At 50.6% G+C, this 26,445-nt stretch carries 17 protein-coding genes, 1 pseudogene and 1 riboswitch; of the genes and pseudogenes, 9 read left to right on the plus strand and 9 right to left on the minus strand.

The annotated features are described in order from the left end of the window. The first annotated feature begins 140 nt into the window (after nucleotides 1-140). The 4 genes from ACFQ0N_RS13875 (at nucleotide 141) to ACFQ0N_RS13890 (ending at nucleotide 4,132) form a co-directional block, all read left to right on the plus strand. Nucleotides 141-1,112 carry a phosphotransferase enzyme family protein gene (locus ACFQ0N_RS13875; RefSeq protein ID WP_379326972.1) on the plus strand — a complete coding sequence of 324 codons (972 nt, stop codon included), beginning with the start codon at nucleotides 141-143 and terminating at the stop codon, nucleotides 1,110-1,112. A 94-nt stretch (nucleotides 1,113-1,206) separates the two neighbouring features. Next, complete coding sequence (locus tag ACFQ0N_RS13880; protein ID WP_379326974.1) at nucleotides 1,207-2,118, plus strand: SDR family oxidoreductase; 912 nt, start codon at nucleotides 1,207-1,209, stop codon at nucleotides 2,116-2,118. Nucleotides 2,119-2,508: 390 nt separating this feature from the next. Beyond that, nucleotides 2,509-3,531 carry a methyltransferase domain-containing protein gene (locus tag ACFQ0N_RS13885; RefSeq protein ID WP_379326976.1) on the plus strand — a complete coding sequence of 341 codons (1,023 nt, stop codon included), beginning with the start codon at nucleotides 2,509-2,511 and terminating at the stop codon, nucleotides 3,529-3,531. Nucleotides 3,532-3,688: 157 nt separating this feature from the next. Continuing rightward, nucleotides 3,689-4,132, plus strand: coding sequence for an NUDIX domain-containing protein (locus tag ACFQ0N_RS13890; protein WP_379326978.1), 444 nt, complete (start codon nucleotides 3,689-3,691; stop codon nucleotides 4,130-4,132). 251 nt (nucleotides 4,133-4,383) lie between these two features. On the opposite strand, the gene ACFQ0N_RS13895 is transcribed toward ACFQ0N_RS13890, so the two are convergent. Next, nucleotides 4,384-8,286: an Ig-like domain-containing protein gene (locus ACFQ0N_RS13895; RefSeq protein WP_379326980.1), complete on the minus strand. Its 3,903-nt coding sequence runs from the start codon at nucleotides 8,284-8,286 to the stop codon at nucleotides 4,384-4,386. Between the two features lie 436 nt (nucleotides 8,287-8,722). Here ACFQ0N_RS13895 and ACFQ0N_RS13900 point away from each other — a divergent pair, with 436 nt between their 5' ends. Continuing rightward, the gene (locus ACFQ0N_RS13900; RefSeq protein ID WP_379326982.1) at nucleotides 8,723-9,481 is read left to right on the plus strand and encodes an SDR family oxidoreductase; all 759 of its coding nucleotides are present in this window, start codon (nucleotides 8,723-8,725) and stop codon (nucleotides 9,479-9,481) included. A 35-nt stretch (nucleotides 9,482-9,516) separates the two neighbouring features. On the opposite strand, the gene ACFQ0N_RS13905 is transcribed toward ACFQ0N_RS13900, so the two are convergent. Further along, the gene (locus ACFQ0N_RS13905; protein WP_379326984.1) at nucleotides 9,517-9,870 is read right to left on the minus strand and encodes a MerR family transcriptional regulator; all 354 of its coding nucleotides are present in this window, start codon (nucleotides 9,868-9,870) and stop codon (nucleotides 9,517-9,519) included. Between the two features lie 294 nt (nucleotides 9,871-10,164). On the opposite strand from ACFQ0N_RS13905, the gene ACFQ0N_RS13910 reads away from it, so the two are divergent. Together ACFQ0N_RS13910 and ACFQ0N_RS13915 are read left to right on the plus strand one after the other, a co-directional pair. After that, a complete protein-coding gene (locus tag ACFQ0N_RS13910; RefSeq protein WP_379326986.1) occupies nucleotides 10,165-13,143 on the plus strand; it encodes a hybrid sensor histidine kinase/response regulator in 2,979 nt (992 codons plus the stop codon). A gap of 109 nt (nucleotides 13,144-13,252) precedes the next feature. Next, nucleotides 13,253-13,354: riboswitch (purine riboswitch) on the plus strand. 137 nt (nucleotides 13,355-13,491) lie between these two features. Further along, a pseudogene (locus ACFQ0N_RS13915) lies at nucleotides 13,492-14,034 on the plus strand (solute carrier family 23 protein); the annotation flags it as partial. Nucleotides 14,035-14,153: 119 nt separating this feature from the next. On the opposite strand, the gene ACFQ0N_RS13920 reads toward ACFQ0N_RS13915, so the two are convergent. After that, entirely contained in the window at nucleotides 14,154-15,692 is a 1,539-nt protein-coding gene (locus ACFQ0N_RS13920) for a sulfatase family protein (protein ID WP_379326988.1), read from the minus strand. A 59-nt stretch (nucleotides 15,693-15,751) separates the two neighbouring features. Here ACFQ0N_RS13920 and ACFQ0N_RS13925 point away from each other — a divergent pair, with 59 nt between their 5' ends. After that, nucleotides 15,752-16,726, plus strand: a complete 975-nt coding sequence (locus ACFQ0N_RS13925; RefSeq protein WP_379326991.1) for an AraC family transcriptional regulator — start codon at nucleotides 15,752-15,754, stop codon at nucleotides 16,724-16,726. A gap of 80 nt (nucleotides 16,727-16,806) precedes the next feature. Here ACFQ0N_RS13925 and ACFQ0N_RS13930 read toward each other — a convergent pair whose 3' ends face one another. Continuing rightward, the gene (locus tag ACFQ0N_RS13930) at nucleotides 16,807-17,859 is read right to left on the minus strand and encodes a 2,3-butanediol dehydrogenase (RefSeq protein WP_379326993.1); all 1,053 of its coding nucleotides are present in this window, start codon (nucleotides 17,857-17,859) and stop codon (nucleotides 16,807-16,809) included. 286 nt (nucleotides 17,860-18,145) lie between these two features. On the opposite strand from ACFQ0N_RS13930, the gene ACFQ0N_RS13935 reads away from it, so the two are divergent. Then, nucleotides 18,146-19,174: a LacI family DNA-binding transcriptional regulator gene (locus ACFQ0N_RS13935; RefSeq protein ID WP_379326995.1), complete on the plus strand. Its 1,029-nt coding sequence runs from the start codon at nucleotides 18,146-18,148 to the stop codon at nucleotides 19,172-19,174. Nucleotides 19,175-19,464: 290 nt separating this feature from the next. Here the strand turns inward: ACFQ0N_RS13935 and ACFQ0N_RS13940 are convergent, their stop codons facing one another. The 5 genes from ACFQ0N_RS13940 to ACFQ0N_RS13960 all read right to left on the minus strand — a co-directional run bounded on the left by ACFQ0N_RS13940 (nucleotide 19,465) and on the right by ACFQ0N_RS13960 (nucleotide 26,410). Then, on the minus strand, nucleotides 19,465-21,414 hold the full coding sequence (locus tag ACFQ0N_RS13940) for an FAD-dependent oxidoreductase (RefSeq protein WP_379326997.1): 1,950 nt from the start codon (nucleotides 21,412-21,414) through the stop codon (nucleotides 19,465-19,467). A gap of 194 nt (nucleotides 21,415-21,608) precedes the next feature. Further along, nucleotides 21,609-23,120 carry a xylulokinase gene (locus ACFQ0N_RS13945; protein ID WP_379326999.1) on the minus strand — a complete coding sequence of 504 codons (1,512 nt, stop codon included), beginning with the start codon at nucleotides 23,118-23,120 and terminating at the stop codon, nucleotides 21,609-21,611. After that, nucleotides 23,117-23,941 (minus strand): tryptophan synthase subunit alpha, encoded by an 825-nt coding sequence (gene trpA, locus ACFQ0N_RS13950; protein ID WP_379327001.1) that lies wholly within the window; start codon nucleotides 23,939-23,941, stop codon nucleotides 23,117-23,119. Before trpA ends, ACFQ0N_RS13945 begins: the two co-directional genes overlap by 4 nt. Next, on the minus strand, nucleotides 23,938-24,897 hold the full coding sequence (locus tag ACFQ0N_RS13955; RefSeq protein WP_379327003.1) for an ABC transporter permease: 960 nt from the start codon (nucleotides 24,895-24,897) through the stop codon (nucleotides 23,938-23,940). The genes trpA and ACFQ0N_RS13955 overlap by 4 nt, the downstream gene beginning before the upstream one ends. Continuing rightward, the gene (locus ACFQ0N_RS13960) at nucleotides 24,890-26,410 is read right to left on the minus strand and encodes a sugar ABC transporter ATP-binding protein (protein WP_379327005.1); all 1,521 of its coding nucleotides are present in this window, start codon (nucleotides 26,408-26,410) and stop codon (nucleotides 24,890-24,892) included. The genes ACFQ0N_RS13955 and ACFQ0N_RS13960 overlap by 8 nt, the downstream gene beginning before the upstream one ends. Nucleotides 26,411-26,445 lie beyond the last annotated feature (35 nt).

The raw sequence follows: 26,445 nt of genomic DNA on the forward strand, positions 1-26,445 counted from the left end.
CCGTTCGCTGTGACAGGTTATGAGCAATCGATCTGTTGCGGCCTTTTTGATTTGTTCTGTAAACTGATTCAAATAAAAAGCAAGGATTATGAAGAAAAGTCTAGAAATAATAGGGAACGGAGCAGGCAGGAAAGGGTGAAATGAAGTTGGAAGATAACGAGGAGCTGTTTGTAACTTGTGAGGAGAAATTTGGATTTCAGATCGATCAGATCGAACCTATAGATTTGGGCTGGTTAAATAGAAAGTGGGTTCTACAGACGAATCTGGGACAGTTTGTACTGAAAAAGTATCATGTCAAACGCTACAAGGATGCAGAGACACTGCTAACAGCTCTTAGTCAACAACAAAGATTATTTCATGCCGGGGTTCCTTGTCCCGTGCTCCTTGAATCAGAGGGAACACTTTTACATACAACAGATTCCGGTGATCGATATATAATGATGCAGTATTGTCAGGGTGATCAAGTTGATCCTGGAACAGCCAACATTTCCCAAATGTATGAACTTGGACGAGTTGCAGGCGAGATGCATCGAATACTGAACGACGGGACATTAGGACCCAAAAACGAGCCTCAATTCGTTATGCCAGAGCGTGAGCAAAGACTCGAGCATTGGGATGCCGTAATTGAAGAAGCTGCGAGCCAGGAGAAGACGCATCTTATTCCTTTAATTAAGCAGCAGAAAAGCATGGCAGCAACTTTGAATCTCGACATACTGCGGCAGCATTGCCGGCAAGGATGGGGCCATAGGGACTTATGGATGGACAATATATTGTTTGGTACGGATTCCGTTTCGGCTGTTTTGGACTTTGACCGCTTACATTATGATTATCCCGAACTGGATGTTGCACGTGCAATATTATCGGGTGTCTTATATGATGATCAACTGGACGTAGAAAAAATAGCCGCTTTTCTGCGAGGATATAGGGAGATCTTTGATTTTCCATTTGGACAGCTGGTCCATTCCATTCGTCTACTGTGGTACCTGGAAAGCAAGTGGTGGATTCGCGCAGAAATGGATACGTATCACCGAGTTCCTGACCGGTTTGCAAGTGAGATGATTTGGATTGCATCGCATCATGAAGAACTGGATGAATTGCTTGCGGAGCTATAGGGATTCACCTTGCTGATAGCAAATGTTATATGACATAAGATGACATATTTAACGTCTATAATAAGCGGTAGATCGACGAAGGGAGCAACAGATCATGAAACCGCTAATTGGAAAAGTGGCTTTGGTGGCAGGTGCAACGCGCGGCGCCGGCAGAGGGATAGCAATCGAATTGGGAGCGGCTGGTGCTACTGTTTATGTTACAGGAAGAACGACACGAGCGCAAAGCTCCGAATACAATCGTCCTGAAACGATTGAGGAAACCGCTGAACTTGTAAATCAAGCGGGTGGCCAGGGGATTGCGGTGCAGGTGGATCATCTCGAGCCTGACCAGGTTCAGGCATTGATTGCCCGCATTGAGAAGGAACAAGGAAGACTGGATATCCTGGTCAATGATGTGTGGGGAGCCGAATATTTGACGCAGTGGAACGTTCCTTTGTGGGAGCATTCTCTTGAACGGGGGTTCCGCCAGCTTCGGCTAGCGATTGACACGCATATTATTACAAGTCATTTTGCATTGTCGCTGTTAATTCGTAGCAAGAATGGGCTGGTCGTTGAAATGACGGACGGCACGGCAGAATATAACGATAAAAACTATCGTTTGTCCATGTTCTACGATCTAGCAAAGACATCCGTCATTCGTATGGCCAAGTCTTTGGCCCATGAGCTTTCACCATATAAATGCACCGCTGTAGCAGTCACTCCAGGTTGGATGCGTTCTGAAATCATGCTTGAGCACTTCGGAGTGAAGGAAGAAAATTGGCGTGAGGCTACGGAGAAGGAGCCGCATTTTATTATCTCGGAGTCGCCACGTTTTGTAGGACGCGCCATTGCCGCGCTAGCGGGAGACCCGGAGGCTAACCGGTGGAACGGTCACTCCGTGTCAAGCGGGGAGCTTGCTCGAGTGTATGGGGCTTATGATCTTGACGGCTCACAGCCGGACTGTTGGCGGTATATCGTTGAAGTGCAGGATGCAGGAAAACCGGCGGATGCTACTGGTTACCGTTAATATTCAGCGTTAAGTGAAAACTCGTTTATAAAAAGAAATGAATGTTGAGATGGATCTTTTTGTGATTTATAATTGTAGTATTCGTATTGATGGAGGGATTAGTGCTTTGAAGATGGCCGTATTCTTGACAGCTGCTATGAGTTAAATCTAACTAAATAGCACGAATGACATGGAGGAGACCCGGAAATTACAGTTCCCAGGGTTCTGTTTTTCACGGCTTTTTACATGTATTCGACGACTGTCAAAGAACGGAATATTCAATCACTCTCTTTTCTCGAGGAAACCCTTTTTCGGGGTGCCTTGTTTGTGTTTACAAGAGACGCGAATGAACTTTGGTTCATTTGCGTTTTTTTTGTTCGCAAAATCTAATACGAAGGGGCGACATCTATAATGGCGCATTATTTGGCAACGGTTCTGCCGGGATTGGAGTTCGTTCTGAAGGATGAGATTGGAGTTAAAATTGCCGATGCCGACTATCAAGGCCTGGAGCGCGGCAAGGTTCATTTTTCTTCCAAGCTTCCTTTAGAGGCGCTAATGGTTTTACGAACGGCGGACAATCTTTACAGACCGATCCATAAATTTCAGGTTGGACCTCATAAAATTCACTTAGCGGAAATTGAACAGGAAATATTGAAATGTGATCTGTCCTGCGCATATTTGAACGGAAGCGGGATGATTAGCTATAAAGTAAATGCCAGCCGGGTAGGGAAGCATTCGTACTCTCGTTTCGACGCAGCAGAGGCAGCTGCTCGGGGAATTGCAAGGCGCAGTTCCCGTTTTTGCCGCAGTACTGCCGAAATGCATGAGATCGAGTTTAGGCTTGATATTAATTGTGAAGATGCGGTCTTTTCTTTGAGGCTTACTGATGCGTCGTTCCGTTATCGGCAGCAGGTGAGAATGTTTACGCAAGCCGCTCTGCGTCCTACTGTCGCACATGCTCTAGTCTGGTTTTCGCATCCGGAAGAGACCGATGTTTTCATAGATCCGTTTTGCGGTTCGGGGACGATTCTTTTCGAGCGCCTCTCTTATCCTTACTCTCGAATGGACGGTGGGGATCTATCGCAGGAAGCTGTTGAAGCATCCAAGCAAAATATCGGTTGTCATGACCATGTCGGAATTCATCGGTGGGATGCCCGGCAGCTGCCGTTTGCCTCCGGTGAAATAGATAAAATTGTTACCAACCTGCCCTTTGGCCGGCAAATCGCGGCGGATGAGGATATTTTCGCATTGTATTGCGATTCTTTCAGGGAAATGAAACGGGTGTTAAGCTGGAATGGCAGCATTGTATGCTTAACGGATGCGGGAACTGCTTTGAAAATGGCTGCGGAGCGGATTCAACTGAACTGCTCGGAGGAAACGACCCTTAGTTTAAAAGGGCTGCACCCGGCCATTTTTTTGCTCAAAAAGAGCTGATGGTTTGCCACGGATGCGGGTTTGGGCTGCGACGGGTTGCTGTTGAGTTAGCTGCTTGCGGCCCTGTATGACCGATATGTACAAGGAAAACGTAGTGAGTCTGTTGAAATCTATCTATTGGGCAGATCAGAGATGATAAATGATATAGGAGGAAAACATGCTTCGACCATTAAATGGCACTCTACCTACCGATAAAAGAATTGCCGGCATCCATAGCATACCAATTACTGACGACGGATCAATTGTTATGGTCTGGGACAAGAATGAAAAGGCTCTAACTACAGTCGGGGGAAGAATTGAAAATGATGAGGACATCAATGCCGCTCTAGATCGTGAGACCGTAGAAGAAGCCGGCATTATTCTGGAGGACCAAAGGATACCTGTTGCTGCTTGGTACTGGGAAAACACGGATACATATACCGTCTTTGTCATGGCACGAGTAAAGAAGTATACACCGCTGCCCGAAGGTTTTGAGACAACTGGCAGGGTAATTATGAACTTTGAAACGGCTCGCCAGATCATAACTAAAATTGAAGGTGACGGATTACGGATCGAGCTCCTTGCACTGGCTGAACCTATCTATCATAAGGAATTCAAGTAAGTCGAGAACGACTGCAAACAACGTAACTACAAGAAAAAGTAAGAACCTACCCCAAGGTTGAGCGCCGAAGGTGGGTTCTTTAACCTTTTAGACTCTAGAAGGGACAGCCCATCCAAGCCAATTGTTGAGCCGAGTGTTAGCCGCACTCGGCTTCTTTATAGATATATAATAACATAAATGGAAAAAGAAGTAGATATTAAAAAGAAAAGCAAGCCATTCCCGGTAAAGGGAACGTGCTTGCTTTTCGCAATTTAAGCTTGTTTTCTTTTTCTCAGCAAAATCAAGCCCGCGAATAGGACGAGTAACCCTGCAAATCCTATGTTGTAGAGGTTTGTGGAGGTATTAGGCAGTCTATTCGGCTGATCTTGAGTTTGTTCCGTTTTTGCTGGTGTCTTTCCGGCTCCGTGGTTTGTTGACGAATTGTTATTGCCAGAAGATGTTGGCGGCGTTACACTTCCAGGTTCAGCAGGTTTTTCTGGTGTAGCCGGCTCAGTACCTGTACCTGGATCCGTCACGGTAATCTGTACCGTCGATAGCACAGTGCCGCCATTGCCATCACTAATCAACACTGTGAAGCTGTCTTTACCAACATAACCAGGATCCGGCTTATATGTCCATGTTCCATCCGGATTCACCGTGACTGTACCATGCTGTGGATCGCTTCCCTTTGTATAGGTGAGGGAATCTCCATCGCGATCCGTACCAACGATTTTGCCGCTGACTGAAAGATCCTTGGAAGTTGTTTTGGTGTAATCAGGAACCACTGGCGGATTATTATCGGTCACAGGAACGGGAGCTTCTTTCTCATCCGTAACATCAATCGTTACGGTTGATGTTGTCGTACCGCCGCGCCCATCGCTAACTGTTACGGTAAAGCTGTCTTTACCAACATAGCCAGGAGTTGGCTCATACGTCCATGTCCCATCTGGATTGACAGTAACGGTACCATGCTCCGGTTCTTTCCCTATCGTATAAGTCAGGGAATCTCCATCCGGGTCTGTCCCAACAATCTTGCCGCTGACGGAATGGTCCTTGTCTGTTTTTTCGCTATAATCTGGCACAGTTGGCGGTTGGTTGATAGGGTATGGGTAATACGGATAATACGGAACCTCCGTATCTTGTACATCGATTGTAATCGTCGATGTGGTTGTGCCGCCCTTCCCGTCGCTTACGATCACTGTAAAGCTGTCCTTGCCCACGTAACCTGGGTTCGGCTCATACGTCCATGTCCCATCCGGATTGACAGTAATGCTACCATGCTCAGGATCTTTCCCTTTTGTATAAGTCAGGGAGTCTCCATCCGGATCGGTTCCAACGACCTTGCCGCTGACAGACTGATTTTTGTCTGTTTTTTCGTTATAATCAGGAACTGTTGGGGGCTGGTTTGGCGTTCCTGGATCTGTCACGTTAATCGTCACAGTCGATGTGGCTGTACCGCCTTTACCATCGCTGACAGTTACCGTGAAGCTGTCTGTGCCCACAAAGTCCGGATCCGGCTCATATGTCCATGTTCCATCCGGATTCACTGTAATTGAACCATGCTGCGGGTCGCTGCCCTTCGCATATGTTAAAGAGTCACCATCCGGGTCTGTCCCATATACGCTGCCAGTTACCGACGTATTCTTTGGCGTTGTTTCCGAGTAGTCCGGTACTGTTGGCGGCTGGTTTGGTACGCCAGGGTCTGTGATGCCAATCGTTACAGTCGATGTGGCTGTACCGCCCTTGCCATCACTGACTGTTACTGTGAAGCTGTCCGTGCCTACATAGTCTGGATCTGGCTCATACGTCCAAGTTCCGTCAGGATTCACTGTAACGGACCCATGCTCCGGGTCACTGCCTTTCTCATACGTCAACGTGTCTCCATCCGGGTCTGTTCCAACTACACCGCCGCTCACTGGTGTATTCTTTGGCGTTGTTTCTGTGTAGTTCGGTACCGTTGGCGATTGATTTCCCGGACCTGGATCAGTCACTGTTAATGTCACAGTTGACGTCGCCGTGCCGCCCTTGCCATCACTGACTGTTACTGTGAAGCTGTCCGTGCCTACATAGTCCGGATCTGGCTCATACGTCCAAGTTCCGTCAGGATTCACTGTAACGGACCCATGCTGCGGGTCGCTGCCTTTCGCATACGTCAACGTGTCTCCATCCGGGTCTGTTCCAACTACACCGCCGCTCACTGGTGTATTCTTTGGCGTTGTTTCTGTGTAGTTCGGTACCGTTGGCGATTGATTTCCCGGACCTGGATCAGTCACTGTTAATGTCACAGTTGACGTCGCTGTACCGCCCTTGCCATCGCTGACCGTCACGGTAAAGCTGTCCGTGCCTACAAAGTCTGGATCCGGCTCATACGTCCACGTTCCGTCCGGATTCACCGTAACAGAACCATGCTCAGGATCGCTGCCTTTTTCATAGGTCAGCGGATCTCCATCCGGGTCTGTTCCAACTACACCGCCGCTCACTGGTGTATTCTTTGGCGTTGTTTCAGTGTAGTTTGGTACCGTTGGCGATTGATTTCCCGGACCTGGATCTGTCACTGTTAATGTCACAGTTGACGTCGCCGTGCCGCCCTTGCCATCACTGACTGTTACTGTGAAGCTGTCCGTGCCTACATAGTCCGGATCTGGCTCATACGTCCAAGTTCCGTCCGGATTGACAGTAACAGAGCCATGCTCGGGATCGCTTCCTTTTTCATAGGTCAGCGGATCTCCATCCGGGTCTGTTCCTACTACACCGCCGCTCACTGGTGTATTCTTTGGCGTTGTTTCTGTGTAGTTTGGTACTGTTGGCGGCTGGTTTATTGGTGCATATACATATGTTACGGTTTGTGGCTCGTCCGTAAATTCACCTTTGGCATTGTCCGGTGTTTCAATTAGTTCATACCCATCGATGTCTGCCGATTGTGTTTCGTACGGTTCACCGATCGGGCCTGTCAACGTAGAAGAGGGTGCTAACTCATTTCCCTCCTTGTCTACGTGTTTAACAGTAACTTCACCTGATCCATCTTCAACAGCAAGAGCAAACATGTTTATCGTATATGAATCATTTTCAGTTGATGTTCTAAACGAAACTTTAGTTTGATCGTTTTGAAAAGTATCACTCGGCAAATTTACAATTCCCAAATCCATCGCATATTTATTTGGGTAGGAAGGATTAAGACCTTCCATAGGAGCACCATAGCTTGTGATTTGTGAAGCAAAAAAGTTATCAGGATCTCTCGCCTCATCGGAAATTCTTTCGAAATCCCCGGTATTGGTATTTAAGATTTCAAACGTATCCCCAGCAATTATAATGTTTCCTTCAAAGGTGAGAAATGCAAATTGAGCATTAACATTTCCTTTGCTCGGTGTGTTTATAGGAACATCAATTTGTACTGGAGGATCGTTAGACTCCTGATATCTAAAACCTTCATAGACACTGAAGTTCTTTAAAGATTTGGCCTGATCTTCCGTGATAACGACAAGCGCCCATCCAGCCCAAACTCCCGTCCACATTTCACTGCTCAGCAGATCCCCAGGAAACGGGATGTCCGCTACGGTATAAGTTCCACCTTTGGCCCCTTTAACGATATCTGTCACATCAGCAAAGTTGCTGTACCCTGAGCCAAAATGATCAGTAGAACTTCCGGGAAAACCTATATTCATTCCGGTTACTTCGTAAGCGCGTTCAGGAGTAACTTCATGTCCTTTGCCATCGGGAGATGTCAACCGTATAGAGGAGTCAACTGGTTTCGAAATTTTCCATTTATTAGCACCCCAATATAACCCCGCCCATGCGATGTCACTGCCATCTTCTACATAAAGCGTACCAGAGGAAGAATTCGAAGTATCCGGATCACCATCAATATCAACCGGTTGCTTTTGATAACCGAAGAGATCATCATACATCCAGCCATCTGGGTTTTTGATACGGTTCTTAGAGTTTTCAACAGTTCCAGGAGGCAGTGGCTCACCTTTCCAATTAAGCGAATTATCGTTTGGCTCAATAAGATGGTTTCCTGTAACTAATAATTCTCCTCTATGGGTTGATTGATAGACCGGTTCATTAAATCCCACTTCGCCTACCGCCGCTGCCATCGCAGTGTTTGGCATTATATTAAAGAACAACAGATTTAAAATTAATAGGAAGACGAGTGAGGCTGGAAAGATCTTTTTCATAATGTAGCTCCTTTCATAATATGTACAATTACCTTTTCCAATTAGCCTCAATTCATAAGTTCCTTGTCAATAAAGGTGGAACAATCGAAGCAAAACTTTCCGACTGATTAGATAGCGGTACTAAGCCTTCTTGCGGGTGACCACCCCCTTAAAATGTCAATATCCTTCCATTGTCGACTTTTCTGTTGTTAGAAATTTCAAAGTCTGACCCTATCCCTTTGATTAAACAGTCGTTAATACATATGTTTAAACTTCATTCGGCATCACTCGCTCTAATCCTTTCGAGTCGGATGAATTAGGAAATTAGAATCACAACGACTCAACCCATCTGATTCTAAATCACTAATCCATAAAATACTCCCTTGCCTTCCAGTGCACTCGAAGGTCTATAATCCTTCTGACGCTAAACTTCACTCCGTTGAAAGGAAGATTTCAAATGGCAAAATTGGATACGTTGAGGGAAAAAGTCGTTGTTGTCACTGGTGGAGGAAAAAACTTGGGAGCTTTGATCGGCCAAACCTACGCTTCGGAGGGAGCCAAGGTTGTGCTTCATTACCATAGTGATTCCAGCCGGGAGGAAGCCCAACACACACTGAAAACGATTCGCGATACTGGCGGAGAAGCTGTTTTGTTCCAGGGCGATCTTCGGCGCCTCGAAACGATGCAAGATCTATTCGGTTTCACATACGAGTATTACGGGGGAGTAGACATTGCCATTAACACTGTAGGCAAAGTCCTGAAAAAACCGATTGATGAAACATCCGAAGCAGAATTCGACATGATGCAGGACGTAAACGGGAAAACGGCTTATTTTTTCATTCAGCAGGCCGCCGCTCATATGAATGACAATGGCAAAATCATCACCATAGCTACATCTTTGCTGGCTGCATATACGGGCTATTATTCAACGTACGCCGGCGGAAAAGCGCCGGTGGAGCATTTCACTCGTGCGGCATCCAAAGAGTATATGCACCGCGGCATATCCGTCAATGCCATCGCACCGGGGCCGATGGATACACCGTTTTTCTATGGACAGGAAACCGAGGAGGCTGTTGCTTACCACAAATCCCAGGCACTCCACGGCCAACTGACCAAGATCGAGGATATTGTCCCCATCGTGAAGTTTTTGACGACCGATGGCTGGTGGATTAATGGCCAAACGATCTTTGCCAATGGCGGCTACACGACCCGTTAAGGGGATCTAATAACCCAATAACTACAAAAAAGCAGCTAGAGCAATTGCTCTAGCTGCTGCATTTTATGAGCGATTTTAGAAAGGCCATCGTCGATTTCCTCTTTTTGCTGGAGAAGCTTACTTCGATGCTCCTCGAAAATCTGAATTCGCTCTTGAACGGTTTCTTTTCCCTGCATATGAAGCTCCGCAATATGTTTGAGCGTTCGGATCTGCATTCCCGTTTTCCTCATACAACTGATGATTTCCAGCCAGAACAAATCGCTTTGTTCAAAACGCCTATAGCCAAGTTCATCCCTTTGTACAAAAGGAAGCAATCCTTGCTCATCGTAGTAACGAATCGTGGAGGGAGAAATCGATACAGCCTCAGCAGCCTCCTTAATAGACATCATGCTGCAATCCCCCTTTAATTTGACTTGCTGGACAATCTCCTATTTGTCATTGTACTTCAGAGACAGTCGCTTGATCAATAATCAGGGCCTCTCGAAATTTAGGATAAATATTTTGCAGGAGTAACCGCTGTTCGTATCGAAATGGTACGTATGATGCGAATGATCTATACAACCACCTTTAAATATATCGCCATTTTTATCGGATCCATTATCGTGCTCCTATGCCTGAGGTGGGCGTGGTCTGAACAATTCTATACATCGCAGCCCCCCCGACCCGTGGACGGCGTACTTGACATGCGCGGAGTCGATTTGGAGAAATCCTCCTCCTTCTTTATGGACGGCCAATGGCAATTGTATCCGGGGACATTCGTTTCCCCCGAGGATATACAGGTGAAGGAAACCGATTCCCGCCTCGTACAGGTGCCGGGAGATTGGGGAAGCGTGCTGAATCCGGATTCCGGTTCCTCGTACGGGTACGGAACGTATCGGCTGCGCATTCTTATCGATCCGCTGCGGCAGCCCGTCACATTTTGGTTCAAAAGTATTCAAGCTTCGTCGGAAGTGATCATAAACGGCAACGAAGCGGGCATGATCGGCCAGCCTGCTGCAAACTCAGGCGAATACAAGCCCTTCAATGTCTCCTACACCGCTTCCTACGGTCTTGAAGGAACGACGGAGATCGAATTGCTCATTCGTGTCGCCAACTTCGACGAACCGTTCAATGGCGGGATCACACGCTCCATCCGCTTCGGCACGCAGGCCGCGATCGACCATGTGCGTTGGTACTCGATCGGGTTTCAGCTGGGGATGTGTGTTATTTTGCTGCTTCACGGTTTGTTCGCTTTCATTATTTATTTATTCAACCCCAAGGAACGGACTTTGTTCGTCACGTGTCTGTTTATGTTGGCGGCCGCAACAGCCATTTTAAGCGACCACGATAACTTGTTATTGTTATGGCTGCCGATCAATTATACATGGGCGATCAAGATCAGATTGATTTCCCTCCTGTGGCAAAACTTTTTGCTACTCCATGTTTACAGAAAATTCGCTTCGGCCCCTTCACGCAACGTATGGCTGCGGGCATACGTTGCGGCGATCGTTGCGCTAACCGGGTTGCTGGTCGCCGCACCCGCTTCATGGGTCAATGGAATTATCGATTTAAAAATATTTGTTTTTTTTCATTTAATTCCATTCGCCTGGTTTATATACATCGTCGGAACGATGATCTTCAAGAAGCTAGCCGACCCAGACATCGTCTACTTGCTTATCACCGCGGCCGGCATCATATCCAACTTGTTATGGAGCATCGAAGAGTCCGCTAAAGACGTGACGACTGTTTATTATCCGATCGATCTTATGGTGGGGTTCGTTGGTTTTTCCACCTATTGGTTCAAAAAATATTTTCGTCACTCGTGGGAAAACACCCGGTTAAACGAGCAGCTGCGGCGAGCCGACAAGCTGAAAGACCAATTTCTCGCCAATACGTCGCACGAACTGCGAACGCCGCTGCATAGCGTCATGAATATCGCTCAAACCGTCGTAACCAAGGAGAAAGAGAAACTGAATGAGAGCAGCCTGAAAGATATGGAGCTGCTCATCACGATCAGCCGGCGCATGTCGCATATGCTCGGCGATCTGCTCGACGTCGCGCGGCTGAAGGAACATCGCATCGTGCTGCATCAAGAGCCCTTGCGCATTCAATCGATCGTTCCCGGCGTCATCGGCATGCTGAAATTTATGGTGGATGGCAAGCCAATTCAACTGCGCATGGACATCGGAGAGTCGCTGCCGCCGGTATTGGCCGATGAGAAAAGACTAGTGCAGATTCTGTATAACTTGTTGCACAACGCCGTCAAATATACGGAAGAAGGCACGATCTGCGTTGCCGCCGAGACGTTGGACGGACGCGTCCTTATTGTTGTCTCCGACACCGGGGTAGGCATGGATGAGGAAACACAGGCACGCGTATTTCTCCCTTATGAACAAGGGGCATACGGTATAAGCGACGGCAGAGGGATCGGACTTGGTCTTAGCATCTGCAAGCAGTTGGTCGAATTGCACGGCGGCACATTTACCGTACGCTCCGAACTTGGCAAAGGTTCTGTATTCCGTTTCGATCTGCCTTTAGCCGACGAGGCGGTTGTTCCTTCGTCGCAACCTCTCCGCCAGGCAGCGGATGGAGCGGAAGACTGGCCGACCGGATCGATCATGCCAGGCACCGCAGTCGGCGAACTGGCCGCCGCCGCCGTCGCTGAACTAGCCTTGCCGCTTCTGTACGACGGCAAGGTGAATATTATGGCCGTTGACGACGACCCCGTCAATCTGAAAGTGCTCACCGGCATTCTGTCGACGGAGCCGTACAATATCACAACCGCTCATTCCGCACGCGAAGCGTTGGAACTGCTCAACACCGGCGGGCAATGGGATCTGCTCATTGCCGACGTCATGATGCCGCATATGTCCGGTTATGAGTTGACACAAAAAGTGCGGGAGCGCTACTCCGTTTTCGAGCTTCCGGTCGTGTTGTTGACCGCGCGCAGCCAGCCCGTCGACATTTACGCCGGATTTTTGGCGGGTGCGAACGACTATGTGACCAAGCCTGTAGACGCGATGGAGCTGCGCTACCGAATCAGGGCATTAGTGACGTTGAAGCAATCAATCAATGAACGATTGCGTCTGGAAGCGGCCTATTTGCAGGCGCAAATCCATCCTCACTTTCTGTTAAACACGCTGAATTCGATTATGGCGTTAAGCGACATTGACACGGAGAAGATGCGCAAGCTGGGAGATGCGTTTGCGTCGTATTTGCGGATCAGCTTTCATTTTCTCAATACGGGGGAATTGGTCGAGCTTGCCCATGAATTAAAGCTTGTCGAAGCCTATTTGTATATTGAGAAGGAACGGTTCGGGGACAGGATTTCCGTCATATGGGAAGTAGGACCCGACATCCGCTTGCTGCTCCCTCCGCTATCCATACAACCGCTCATAGAGAATGCCGTCAAACACGGCCTTCTGAGTCGTAACAGCGGCGGCACGATTCATATTCGGATAGCGCGGCAACACAATTCCACGCTTATTGAAGTGAAAGATAACGGCAAAGGCATGGAACAAGAATCGGTTCGGCAACTGTTAAGCCCAACGAGGAAGGACAAGGGCGGAATCGGTCTGTCCAACACGAACCGGCGCTTGACCCAACTGTACGGCCGTGGCTTGTCGATCGCAAGCAAGCCCAATGAAGGAACGACCGTATCGTTCGTCATTCCGGACAGCTGAACTACGCAGGGTGCTCGTCAGCAAATGACTTAAGGGGCCAGCGCGGCTTTTTCCGCCTTCTGGCCCCTCTTCTTTCACAATAAACATGAAAACATCTCGCCCCAGAAAATTATATCATTTGAATAGAACTCATATAATTTTGGGAATATGGCCTATAAGTTTCTACCGGATAACCGTTATTTATCCGACTATGAGTGAGCGGGAAGGGACAATGCAACGCGATTTCTCGTTATGCATGTGCTAATCAGGATAGGATTTGAGTTTGAAACGGCTCAAGCAGAGGCTTATTTTTTTATTTTTTGACCGAGGAGCGAAGGACAACAATGAAGGTATTGGAAGAACGCATGCAAGCTGCCGGTGGTACTCGGCTGTACGTTTATGACTGTGGGACCGATCATTTCGATCGGGCTGGCTTCCAATTTGGTGACCGTATATGGGGCCATCATAATATCCGGGATATTCGTCATGCTGGCCGCGCCTCTATACGGCAAGATTTTGCGCTTCTTTCCTAAAGTCGTTACTGGCTCTGTCGTTACGATTATCGGCTTGTCGCTAATTCCGGTTGCCATGACCAATGTGGGCGGCGGCGATACAACTGTTCCGGAATTCGGATCTTCAACCAATTTGCTGCTGGCGCTTACCACGTTCGTTGTTATTTTGCTGATTAATCGGGTGGCCAAAGGCTTCATGCGGTCGATTTCCGTACTCATTGGCCTTGTTGTCGGCACAGTTATCGGCTACTTCATGGGTGTTGTGGATTTCTCCCGTGTAGGCGAGGCTTCCTGGTTTAATATCGTACAGCCCTTCTACTTCGGTACGCCGCAAATCAGTCTGGTTGCGGTCGTTACGATGATTCTAGTCAACATCGTCAGTATGGTGAAGTCTACAGGGGAAGGTTTGATTTTTGTCTTATTATAGCTCACGACTTTTCAAATGATTCCACAATTTTCCCCTGCTAATTCAAACTGCTTCTCCTTTCTCCTAATTACGGAACCAATGTCACTCCGATTTTAGGCGTGCCAGATTCGCGGCATCGGCATCGATTCCTTGCCGAGCTCGGCCCAGATGTACTTCATGAGCAGGCTCATCTTCAATTCCCGATGGGCAGGATCGTCCCACAAATTGCGAAGCTCCCGCGGATCTTCCTGCAAATCGAACATTTCACCGTATGTTCGGTTGAAGTATACGGTTATTTTATAGCGGCGGTCTACGTACGTTTTCTGATGAATGGTCGTCGCTTCGTGCCGGAATTCGCAGATCGCGTGGTCCCTGGCCGAATCGGAGGTTCCCCGCCAGACGTTGCTCTGGTCCACGCCGGTCATGGCGTGAGGAACGGGAAGTCCGCATAGCGATAACAAGGTGGGAGCCAGATCGACCAATGATTGAAGCGCGTCGGATGTTTTGCCGGCAGGCACCTGACCCGGATAGCGAACGATAAACGGCAGCCTGATCAGGTCTTCGTAATGGAAGCCGCCTTTGGCCTGAAGGCCGTGCTGCCCGAAGAAATGCCCATGGTCCGTCGTGAAGACGACGATCGTGTTTTCCGCCAGCCCCAGCTCGTCGAGCTTGTCCAGGATTTTCCCGATATACCGGTCCATCATGCTGATCATGCCGTAATAGGTGGCGACTAGCTTTTTCCTATCGTATTCCGTGAGCTTGAATTTCTCGCCATACTCATAGTAGAGATGGGAGCGGTAACCGTGAATGCCGTATCCGCTTTCGATCAGGTTGGAGAAGTCAGGGTCTTCCTCCTGCGTCTTGCCGAAATGCGGAGGATTGGCATCGTGCTCTCCCGGCACGAGCGACGGAACGGTCAACGCGTTCGGATCGTACATCGTGTCCCACGGTTCGGGAACGAGGTACTCGGGATGCGGGTCGAAGAAGCTGGCCCACAAGAAGAAAGGGGCATCATCGGCTCGATAGCTTTCCAGAAGGACGTTCGCACGTTCCGCTATCCAGGCATTATAATGGTACTGTTCGGGGATCGGCCATTTATAAGTAACGGACGGATCCATTGTACCGGTCGGAGGGAGGAAGTAATTCCGCCAATCGGCGCAGCCTTTCTCCTCCAGCCATAACGCATAATGCTGGCCGACGTGCGCTTCATTCGTATGATTGCGCGCAAGCTCGATGTGATCGAAGCCGTAGAACGGCTGGTTGTAACGTCGCCAGAAGTCCAAATCCTGCAGGATCGGGTAAGCTTCCAAGGAAGGATACTCTTCAGTCGAATGCAGAGGTTGAAAATGGGCTTTTCCGATCAACGCTGTCCGATAACCGGCTTTTCCGAAATCCTCTCCGACGCAATGACGGTCTTCCGCCAGCTTCGTTCCGAGTGTCCAAGCGCCATGCTGGCTCGGGTACATTCCGGTGACGATGGACGCGCGGCTGGGCGTGCATGTCGGATTCGGGCAATACGCCCGTCTGAAAGCGGTTCCCTCGCGGGCTAAACGGTCGAGATTCGGCGTCCGGATCTCCTGATTAAAGGCGCCGATCGTATTCCAGTGCTGCTGGTCGCTCGTAATCAGCAAAATATTCGGTTTGTTTTTCATCGCGATACCGCCTCCTGCTTCGCATTGTACGGAAACCTCTATCGAAGGAGAATAGCCGGGTGTTCGTTTTATTTATCATTTTGTCAGGCGTATTGCCGATTTCGCTTGGCAAGGAAGGGGCCGACATGAGAGACTACGGCAATGAAATTGCGGAATTTTTGTATTACACGCCCGGAAAATGGGATAAATCGTCCGGTTTCTGGCCCGTCAGAGCGGGGAGAACGATCACCAAGACCGGCTACAGGGCAGGGCCTAAGAAAATCGAAAGCTATAGTATGCATTTCGTTAGAGCGGGCACGGTTATTCTGGAATATGGCGAACGGCGGGCGACGTTAGTTCCGGGCGATATTTTCTGCATTTTTCCTATGCGCACTTACGTTTATCAACCGGCAGACGGCAAGGAAGAGCTTCGGATGAGCTGGCTGGCGATTGACGGGCTGGAAGCGGAACGTATGCTGGGTGTGGCCGGCCTGACACCGGAAGAGCCATATGTTAGCGGCGGAAAAGAAGGAAAGGTGCGGGGTACGCTGGACAGGATTATGAGTCTGATGCGCAATTGTCCCCAGGTCGGCGTCTCGACGTCGCTCAGCATGCAAAGTCTGTTGTACCGGCTTTTCGCTCGGTTGGCTGAAGAGAAAGCGGAAACCCGGGGGCCGGACGACATTGCCTGGATCAAGCGCAGCAGGGACTATATCGACCTTCACGCGACGGAAGGTATCACCGTTCGTCAGGCGGCCGAAGTCGCAGGCGTTAACCGAACGTACTTCTCCTCCGTCTTCGCGGAGCAAACCGGAATGACGCCCAAAATGTACATCGACAAGGTACGGATGGACAAGGCGAAACGCAGGCTTGCGGATACGCGGGATTCCGTCACCGAAATCGCCTACTCCCTCGGCTACTCTTCTTTGTTCGCCTTTACGAGAGCATTTAAAAGCCGGTTTTCCCTGACGCCCACGGAGTATCGCGCCGCCGCGCGGGGGACAGTCGCGGAAGGAGCGCCGACACGGGAGGGGGCTGTAACAACCCGGCTTTAATTCCGTTGGGCACAGCAAAAAGAGAACCTTGCAGGGGCCTTGCAGGGTTCCCTTTTTGCTGCTTTCTGGTTGAAAGCGTATTACTCGCTCTTAGGAGAAACGATAATTTTAATTTGGCTTTTCTCTTTGATGAGCGTTTCGAAGCCTTCTTCCACAATATCCTTAAGGGCAATACGTTTGGTCACAAGCTTCTCTGCCGGGAAGAAGCCGCGCTCCATCAAACTGATGACAGCAGGGAACACATCGCGGTAACCGATAATGCCGGCAATATTGCGCTCCTTCAGCACAACCTGATTAGGATGGATGCTGGCTTCCCGTTCAAAAATGCTGACAATCATAATTTGTCCGCCAATTTTCGTTGAGGCGATTGCCTGATTAAGTACGACTGGCACGCCAGTAACTTCGTAACAGACATCTGCTCCGCCATTAGTGAGGCGGGTAATTTCCGCGACGACATCGGTGTCGGCCGGGTTCAGGCCGATGGCTCCGAGTTCGATCGCTTTGTTGCGGCGCTCTGCCGAGAGCTCGACGGCATAGATTTCCGCGGCGCCGGATGCTTTCAAAGCTTCAATCAGCAGCAGTCCGATTGGGCCTGTACCAAATACAACTGCACGGTCGCCTACCTTCAATTGGCTGGAACGCACGGCATGCAGGACGACAGCCGACGGTTCAACCAGTGCGCCCTGTTCATAAGAGATGCTGTCCGGAATTTTGTGAACCATATGCTCATCTGCAGCTACATACTCCGAGAATCCGCCGCCGCCGGCAAGGCCAAGGAAGCCCATTTTGTCGCAGAGATTGTATTTGCCTTGCTTGCATGCCGCACATGTTCCGCAGGAATAGATAGGCTCGACAACGACACGATCGCCAACCTGGAATCGTGTAACTGCTTCGCCGATCTCAACAATTTGTCCGGAAAATTCATGGCCCATGACGATTGGCGCTTTTTCATTCGTTAGCGGATGGGGCGTTCCTTCCGGAATAAAGATAGGGCCGGCTGCATACTCATGCAGATCGCTGCCGCAAATGCCGCATGCTTCGATTCGGATTTTGACCTGCCCTTTGCCAGGCGTTGGTTCCGCAATCGTTTCCACACGCAAATCCTTCTGCCCATGCCATCTTAATGCTTGCATATTAGTCATCTCCCTGTAGGAATTAAGAAATAATAATTGATTGTTCCTATGAAAAATAGGAAACGTTTCCGGTAACTATCATGTCATAGTTTGATCCGCCTGTCAAACATCGAGCAACTGCTTTAACGGGCTTATGTACTGTGAAAAGTAGCCGTTGCGCTCGTTTAACAACGTTTTGCGCGGCATTCCGTTATATTGCGTACAGGCTATGCTATAATAAAGAGTATCAACAGTAAAAAACGGTTAAATAGGAAACGATTCCGATTTGCGAAGGGAATGTTCTCATATGGGCAATAATAAAAAAGTAACGATTGAGGATGTGGCGAAAAAAGCGGGTGTTGGCATTGCTACGGTTTCCAGGGCGCTCAACAATAGCGAGGGCATCAGCGCCAGGACGAAGGCCAAAATATTGCAGGTTATTGAGGAGATGGGGTTTGTTCCGAATACTTCTGCCCAAAGCCTTAAAATACGCCAAACGCGCCAGATTGCGCTGGCCGTTCCGGATATTCGCAACGCGATTATTCCTGATATCGCTTGGTCGGTCGAGCAGGCAGCCAAGCAGCATGGATACAGGGTGGTGCAAATCAATACGCTCGGCAATGCGATGCTTGAGCTGGAAACGCTGCGGGAGCTGAAGAAGCTGCATGTGGACGGACTGGTTATTATGCCGCTCGCGTACCCCAAGCAGCTGGAACATATGATTAATCAGGCCGGCATTCCGGTTTCCGTCATTAATTACGGGAAAAAGATGAGTGCGGATGTAAAAGCAGATATCGTCGGAATGGCGCGGCAGGAAGGCAGGCTGGTGATGGAGCATCTGCTGCAGATCGGGCGGACAAGAATTGCATATGCGGGAGCGCCCAAAGATAAAATTGAGGAGCGTTATTTCGCGTATGAGCAATCGCTTGAGCATGTGGACCCGTCTCTTGTCTATTTCGGTGAAGATTTCTCATTTGAGACGGGACGGCAGGCTGCGAACTATTTCTTTAGCTTGAAAAATATGCCGGATGCGATCTATGCGGTCAATGACATGGTGGCTATCGGCATCGTAAACCGGTTGAAGGAGCTTGGTGTACGCGTGCCTGAGGATGTCGCGATTGTCGGGATTGACAATAATCTGTGGGCCACGGTGACGACACCGCAAATTTCCTCTGTCTCTATTATGGGCAGCGAAGTAGGGCGGCTGGCCGCCGAGCTGCTGCTCAAGCGCATCCAGTATCCGGGTACGACAACCGGTTATGAACGCGTGGAATTTGAGCCCCGGCTCATCGTCAGAGAGTCGAGTGTGAAGATGAATCTCTATTCCAATCATTAAGCCAGCCGCCGCGCGGCTAAAAAATAAAGAGAGCGGCTTTTGGGCCGCTCTCTGGTATTCTTTCTACGCATCTCGGCGATTATACGCGGACCTACGATCCGTTATTTTGCCTGAAAACAGTCCAAATCGAGGAGTCGCGGACACACGATCCGTTATTTGCCGATTTAGCCTGGTTTTTGCGGCGATTTGCGGCCAATAACGGATCTACGGTCCGCGAGCCAGCCGTTTTTGCTGTTTTGTTCACAGATAACGGAACCACGGTCCGCTACGGCCCAGTTCGACCGCATAGGTTAGTGCCCATCGCCGCCTGTGAAACTGTCCACTGCATCTTTAAGCAGCAGGTACGTTTCGCCGTCCGTCAATTTCTCCCGATCCTTGATCAGCTCCAGCGTAGCAGAGGTGAGGACGTGCTGGTCAACAAGCGTATTGACGGCATTGTCCCGATCGGCACTTATACCGAGCGAGCAGGCGATCGTGAGCGCTGCTTGATCCAGGCTAAGCGGCGTCTTTGCCGGTTCGGTGATGCCGGTCAAGGCCGTTGACGGATTGCCCGGCAACTGCGCGGCATACCGCCTTCCCGTCAATATCATGATGTTTGCCATGCGCTGTGCGTTGGAGGCATTATCCAGTGTGAAGGCGGAATTTCCGTACCCTCCGTTGGCAATTCCCAAGGATACGGCTGTGCGCAGTCCCGGATAAGTTTTATGTTTCATGTAAGACTCCGGCTTCAATTCATAAGGAGCCAACTCCATACCTTGCTTATTTAACCGCTCCTGCAGCTTGGCGATCAATGGCTTGGACTCAGCCAGCTGCCGGAAGGTCAGGCCTTGCTCGGCTGCCAATACCGCGGCTGCTCCGGCCGCTTGTCCAGCGGCCATCCCGACCGGAATGACGCGTGCGCTGCCGTGAGCCAGCGTATCGAAGCTGGCCGAACGGCCGACAACGAGCAAGCCGTCGATGTCTTTCGGTACGATGGCGCGGAAAGGCACAGCATATTTCTCCGGGTGTACGGCGATATTGCCGGAATCGTGAGGCGATGTCCGCTGGAGATCTGAAGAATACGAGCCGAATGCGATGCGGTCCCATTGATCGCGGTTTTCCAGCAGATCAATGACGCTGAGACGATAAAGCCCGATCAAATGCCGCGTCTCGCGAACATACAGCTCGGGGGCGATGTCATCCAGCTCCACTTGGGCGAATTCATCGTATTGCTTCAAATAATCGACTACATGCGGTACTTCGCGGCGGGCGATAGCAAGCCCTTCCTGGCGGGAGGCTTCATCCAGCCCGTCGACGCCAAAAATTTGCAGCGCATTGACTAGCGCGGTTCCATCCCGCTGGCGGCCAAGATTGAGGCCCCGCATCTTGGTACGCTCAGGATCGACCGGCTTGTACCCCTGCATCTCCTGGTCATAGCCCCAGGCCGTCCAATTGTTAAATCCGCTGACAGCATTGTTATCAGAGGCGTCCACCCGTTTAATAATTTTCTCCCACACGCTGTCGTTGACATTGCGCAGACGAAATACCGCCGTTACGGCCATCCGGGAATTCGGGTCGCCCAAATCTTCGCGGCCGATCGTAAACGCCGCTCCAGCCGCCGCGGCGAAATCTGCGTCTTGTGTCGCATCAATTACAGCATGGGCCTGTATATTTTGCGTCTCGCCATCCGGGAGCGTTACTTTGATGCCTGTTACGGCAACCGTCCCGTCGCCGGCAGATTTTATCGGCTCGACTGTCTTTACAGACATTTGCAGATCGATATTAGGCTCGGCCTGCACCAGCTTGTAGAAAGCGTTAGCCGCTGTCGTCACGTCAAAGGAGTGGCCTTCAGTTTGCTCATACCATTCTTTAAAGATGCCTTTGTTTAAATAGGCGCCCTTTCCTTTGCCGTGGTTTTTGACGGTCTTGTCCCAGTTCATATCGATACTGTTCAGCCAGCCTTCCGTCATCAGTCCGCCTAGCACTGTGCGCCCGGGGCGGGGTTCGATCAGCAATGTTTTCGCCCCGTTCCGGGAAGCGGATACCGCAGCGGCAATCCCTTCTGGGTCTGTCCCGACCACAATTACGTCATACTGATCTTGAATTCCGTTGACCGATAATACCGTAAGCTGTTCTTGCTTCTTCATGCCGTCGGTTCTGACCCATTCCTTCTCCGGCCATAACCAGGCTATGGCTCCTCCCGCACATATGACTACGAAAAAAGCCGCTAACCCGACAAATATTTTATTTTTCTTCAGCATGTTTTTCTCCTTCATATCCAATCCACTATGTATTTGTAAGGTTCTATCTATAAATAAGCAAAAAATACGCATTTTACCACATAACAAGTTACTCATCTAATAATAAGAAATTATTGGCTGAGATTCAACGTACAAAAGAAAGAAAAAAACCAGACCGCCGGGATAGTCCCGTACAGTCTGGCCCTTCAGCTGTTTTAATTCATGGCGAACATCGGCGCCAGCAGCGGATACAGCTGTTTGTATTTCTGGAATTGCTTGTCATAATATTCGGCAAGACTGGCATCTGGCTTGAAGCTCTCGACTTTCTGAGCGGCTTTTAGCTTGGCGCATAATGCCGCGTAATCGCTCCCCCAGCCAAGCGTGGAAAATCCGAGAATGGCCGCTCCAATAGAAGGGAGAAATTGGGAATCCTCCGGAACGACAAGCTCGCATTGCAGCACATCCGCAATAATCCTGCACCATGCTGCGCTCTTGGCGCCGCCGCCGATCAGCGTCACCCGCAGCTCTGTTCCCGGTTCCACGATCAGTTCCATGACCTGGCGGATGGCCATGGCTACGCCTTCAAGTACGGCAGCCCCCATTCGTGCTCGCGTCGTCGTTGCGGTCAGGCCGATGAAGCAGCCGCTAGCATTCAAATCCTGGATCGGGCAGCGCTCGCCGTTCAAATAAGGCAGGAACAGGACGCTGTCGGACGAGCCCCGGACCACCTTGTCCAAAGCTTGCTCGAACTCCTTGAAGGCAATGGAAGGGCTTAGCTGCCCGGCGGCAGCGGGACCGAAAACTTCGACCGCCCATTTATGGGCATTGCCCGCATTCGTCAAAGGCGCAATGGCGATCTGCCTGTCCGCTTCCACATAAGACAGATTGAACGCTCCGTTCTGAACGTCCATAAACCCGCCCGAGGCTGCTGCTACCCAGCCCGTAGTCCCGATATAGGCGTAAATCTCCCCATCGCGGTAGACGCCCGCTCCAAGCGTGGCCGAACCGGCATCGCCAATGCCGCACAGCACCGGCGTGCCGGCGGCAAATCCGCTTTCTGCTTGCCCTTTGTCATGGACAACGCCGGCAACCTGATCGGAAGGGATAATGGCCGGCAGCTTTGTGGGATCGAGGCCGAACTGTTCGAACCAGCCGTTCATCCAGGTTCTGCTCCGGATATTCATGCCGCCCGATGTTGCCGCCGAAGTCGGGTCGGTCACGAACGCCCCGGTCAGCTTGGCAATGACATAATCTTTGGAGCTGATCAGGAAGCTGCGGGTCTTGTTGTAATGCTCGCGCTCGTGCTCCTGCATCCACAATATTTTTGGAAAGGTCAGCGTGCCGTCCATATGATTTTCGGTCTCGCGGGTAATCGTCTCTTCCCCAAGCTCCTGTCGCAGCCGTTTTGCCTGCTCGTCTCCCCGGCCATCGGAGTACAGAATTGCCGGACGTACAGCGGCCCCGTCTTCGCCGACGGCGATGCAATCCTGCATTTGGCCGCTGAAGGAGATCAGTGCTATATGCTGCGGCTTGATGCCGGACCGGAACCAGTCTTCCGCAATCCGGACGACCGCCTTGTACCATGTTTCGGGATCCTGTTCCACGAGGCCGCCGGTATAGTCGATCTCGATCGGAACATTCTTTTCGAAGAAAATTGCAGCTTCTTCATTCACCAGTACGCCCTTCACATTCGTTGAACCGATGTCGAAAGCAGCGATATATTTCATTCTGTCATCCCCTCGCCTGAGGAGCGCAAAGTCTCCATCTTCATTTCGGCTATTAAGCGGTACAAATAATCATTCTCCCGATTCTCGCAGCGGGCGACCAGGGCGGAGCCCACCACCGCTCCATCGAATCCTCCTTCAATTGCCTTGCTTACCAGCAGCGGTGAACGAAGGCCGAAGCCGGCCACGAGCAGCCCGTCCGGCAAATATTTGCGAATGCGCGTGCACAGCCCGGAGAGATCGCTCATATTCGCGAGCGGATCGCCCGTCGTCCCGGCATAGGATTGCGCGTAGATCACAGTAGCTCCGCTGCAGGCCGCCTGAATGGCTGCGTCATCCATCGCGCTGTTGATGAACCGGACCACGTCAATGCCATGCGGCGCGATCTCCTCCTGAAGGGCGATTTGTTCTTCGAGCGAACAATCGGGAAGGACGAAAGCGTCCACCATATTCTCCCGGATAAGCTGCCGGTAGAACCCCGAATCCAGCACATCCCGCTTGTAGCCCATCGCCCAGATTGGCGCAGATAACTGCTGGCGGATACTGCGCCAGTAGGCCAGCAATGCCTCTTCCGCGTCCATGCCGCCGCTTAATGCCCGCTGATGCGCCCGCTGAATGATAGGGCCGTCCATCTCGGGATTCGGGCTGGGCACGCCCATTTCTACAACATCGATGCCGGCCTCGACGGATTCCTTGAGCATCTGCAGCGATTCGCCCGCCGTCGGATCGCCGGCCACCAAATAACCGATTAGCAGCGATTCTTCCCGTTTTTTCGCAGCCAGCCAAGTCTCGCGATTACGGCCGTTTAACATTTGCGTCTTCATGCCCGATCCCGCCCCAGCTTCTGCATGAGCACGGCTGCGATGACGATACAGCCGGTAATGACGTCCTGCATGAACGTCGGTACCTGCAGAATGGTCATGCCGTTAGCTAATATGCCAATAATAGCCGCCCCGACGAAGGTTCCCCAAACGTTTGGAACGCCTTCCTTGAAGGAGGTCATCCCGAGAAAAGCGGCCGCATAAGCGGACAGGAACAGTCCATCCCCGCCGTTCGGATGGGCCGAACCGAGACGCGAAGCCATCAGGATGCCTGTCAACGTCGCCAGCATGGCGCACAGGGCGAAGGCTGCGTTTTTGTTCATCGCGACGCGGACGCCGGCTACGCGAGAGGCCGATTCGTTGCCGCCGATGGCGTACAGCTTCCGGCCGAAGGCGGTATGGGACATAATAAACCAGAACAAAATCGTCATGAGCAGCATAATGAAGGACAGCAGCGGGATTTCGCCCCACTCGGTCTGGCCGAGGTAGAGGAACGATTCCGGAATGTTTTCGAATACGGTTGCTCCTCCGGTCAGTTTGAAGTTGATGCCGCCGATAATCGTGCCCATGGCGAGTGTCGTAATAAATGAGAGCACGCGAAACTTCGTGACGATCCATCCGTTTACATAGCCGATGACGAGAGCTGTCAGGAGCGGCAGCAAAATCGCCAGGGCAATCGGAAAGCCGGCTACGGCAAGCTTGGCTGCAAAAACGCCGCCAAGGCTGGCCAACGCGCCGACGGACAAGTCGAATTCTCCGACCGCCATGACCAGTGTAGCCCCAAGTGCTATGATAACTAGAAAAGAAATTTGACGGCTGATATTGATCGCATTATCAATCGTAGCGAACGAATCCGGACTAAGAATAGAGAAGGCCAGAATGATCAGCACTCCTGCCAGCACAGTGCCGTAAGTGCGGATCAGACGAATAAAGGAAATATTGCTTCGAGCTTCAACCATGACTGTGATCACTTCCCTTTCCCTGACCGAAACAATAGGCCAGTATGTTCTCCGGGGTTACATCCCGGTTAATCAGATCTGCAACAATTCGGCCTTGATGAAGCACATAGAGCCGGTCGGATATATCAAGCACTTCCTGTAAGTCAGAAGAAACGAACAGTATGCCGCAACCATCGTCAGCCTGCTGCTTCAATAAACGGTGAATTTCTTCGCGGGTCATAATATCGACGGCCTGAGTCGGCTCATCGCACAGGTATAAGACCGGCGAGGACATTAGCGCCTTGGCGAACACGACCTTCTGCTGATTGCCGCCGCTTAATTGCCCGACGGCCTGCTCCGTGCCGGACGCCTTAACTTTCATATCAGCCATCCAGCGCTCGGCTTCACTGAGCTCCGCTCTTTTCCTGATCTTCCATCCGTTCGAAAATTTGCGCAGCACGGGCAGCGTTATATTTTCTCTAATGGTCAGTCCCATAACGAGCGCATCCCGCTTTCGTTCCTCCGGAATAAGAACAACGCCGTTGTCGAGCGACTGGCGCGGGCTAACTACCGATTGCCGTTCTCCGCGCACGATTACCTCGCCGCCGGATTTGCGCCGCAAGCCGTATATCGTTTCGAGCAATTCGGTTCTGCCGGCTCCGGCGAGTCCGAATATGCCGACAATTTCCCTTTGCCGGACATGCAGGCTGACGCCATCTACCTTACGGTCTTCCGTCGACAAGTTCGACACTTCCAGCACCGGTTCACCCGCCGGGACGGACCGCTCTTCCCGGTTCGCCCGCTTGTATTCATTGTTGTTCATCAGCGAAATTAGCTGATCCTTATCAGTCTCGCTGCGGTTCACTGTGGCAACATGCTTTCCATTGCGAAATACGGTAATCCGATCGGACAAACGGAATATTTCATCCATCCGGTGCGAAACATATAGAATGGCCGTGCCCTGCTCCGTCAGCCTGTGAATAAGGGCAAAAAGCTGCTCCGACTCCTGGTCGGTTAGCGATGCGGTCGGTTCATCCAGAATAAGCAGCTTGCAGTCCAGCATCATAGCGCGGAGTATTTCCAGCATCGTCTTTTCTGGAGGCGACATCCGCTCCGCTGTTTTGTTCATATCAAGCTTGACGCCGAATTCTTCCATTAAACGTTTGGCGCGCATGCGCATCTCTTTCCAGTGAACGCCGATTTTAATTTTTCCTTTCGGATAAGGCAAGCCGAGATACAGATTCTCATAGCCGCTAAAGGAAGGAATCAAATGTCTGTCCTGATGAACGACATTGATGCCAAGCTGTCTGGCATCGCCAGGATTGGTAATTGTGACCGGATTGCCTTTCCAGAAAATCGTACCGCCATCAGGGGAGTAGACCCCGGTTACGATTTTAATAAACGTAGATTTGCCGGCGCCGTTTTCACCTACCAGGGCATGGATCTCGCCTGGCGCAATCTCAAGCTGCACCTGGGATAAAGCATAATGCTGGCCAAATATTTTATTTAAACCTTCGACTTTCAGAAGAGACAACGCTAACCCCTCCTTATGCAGGGAGAGAAGGCGGC

Source organism: Paenibacillus sp. GCM10027626 (assembly GCF_042676285.1).
GTDB lineage: Bacteria > Bacillota > Bacilli > Paenibacillales > Paenibacillaceae > Paenibacillus_Z.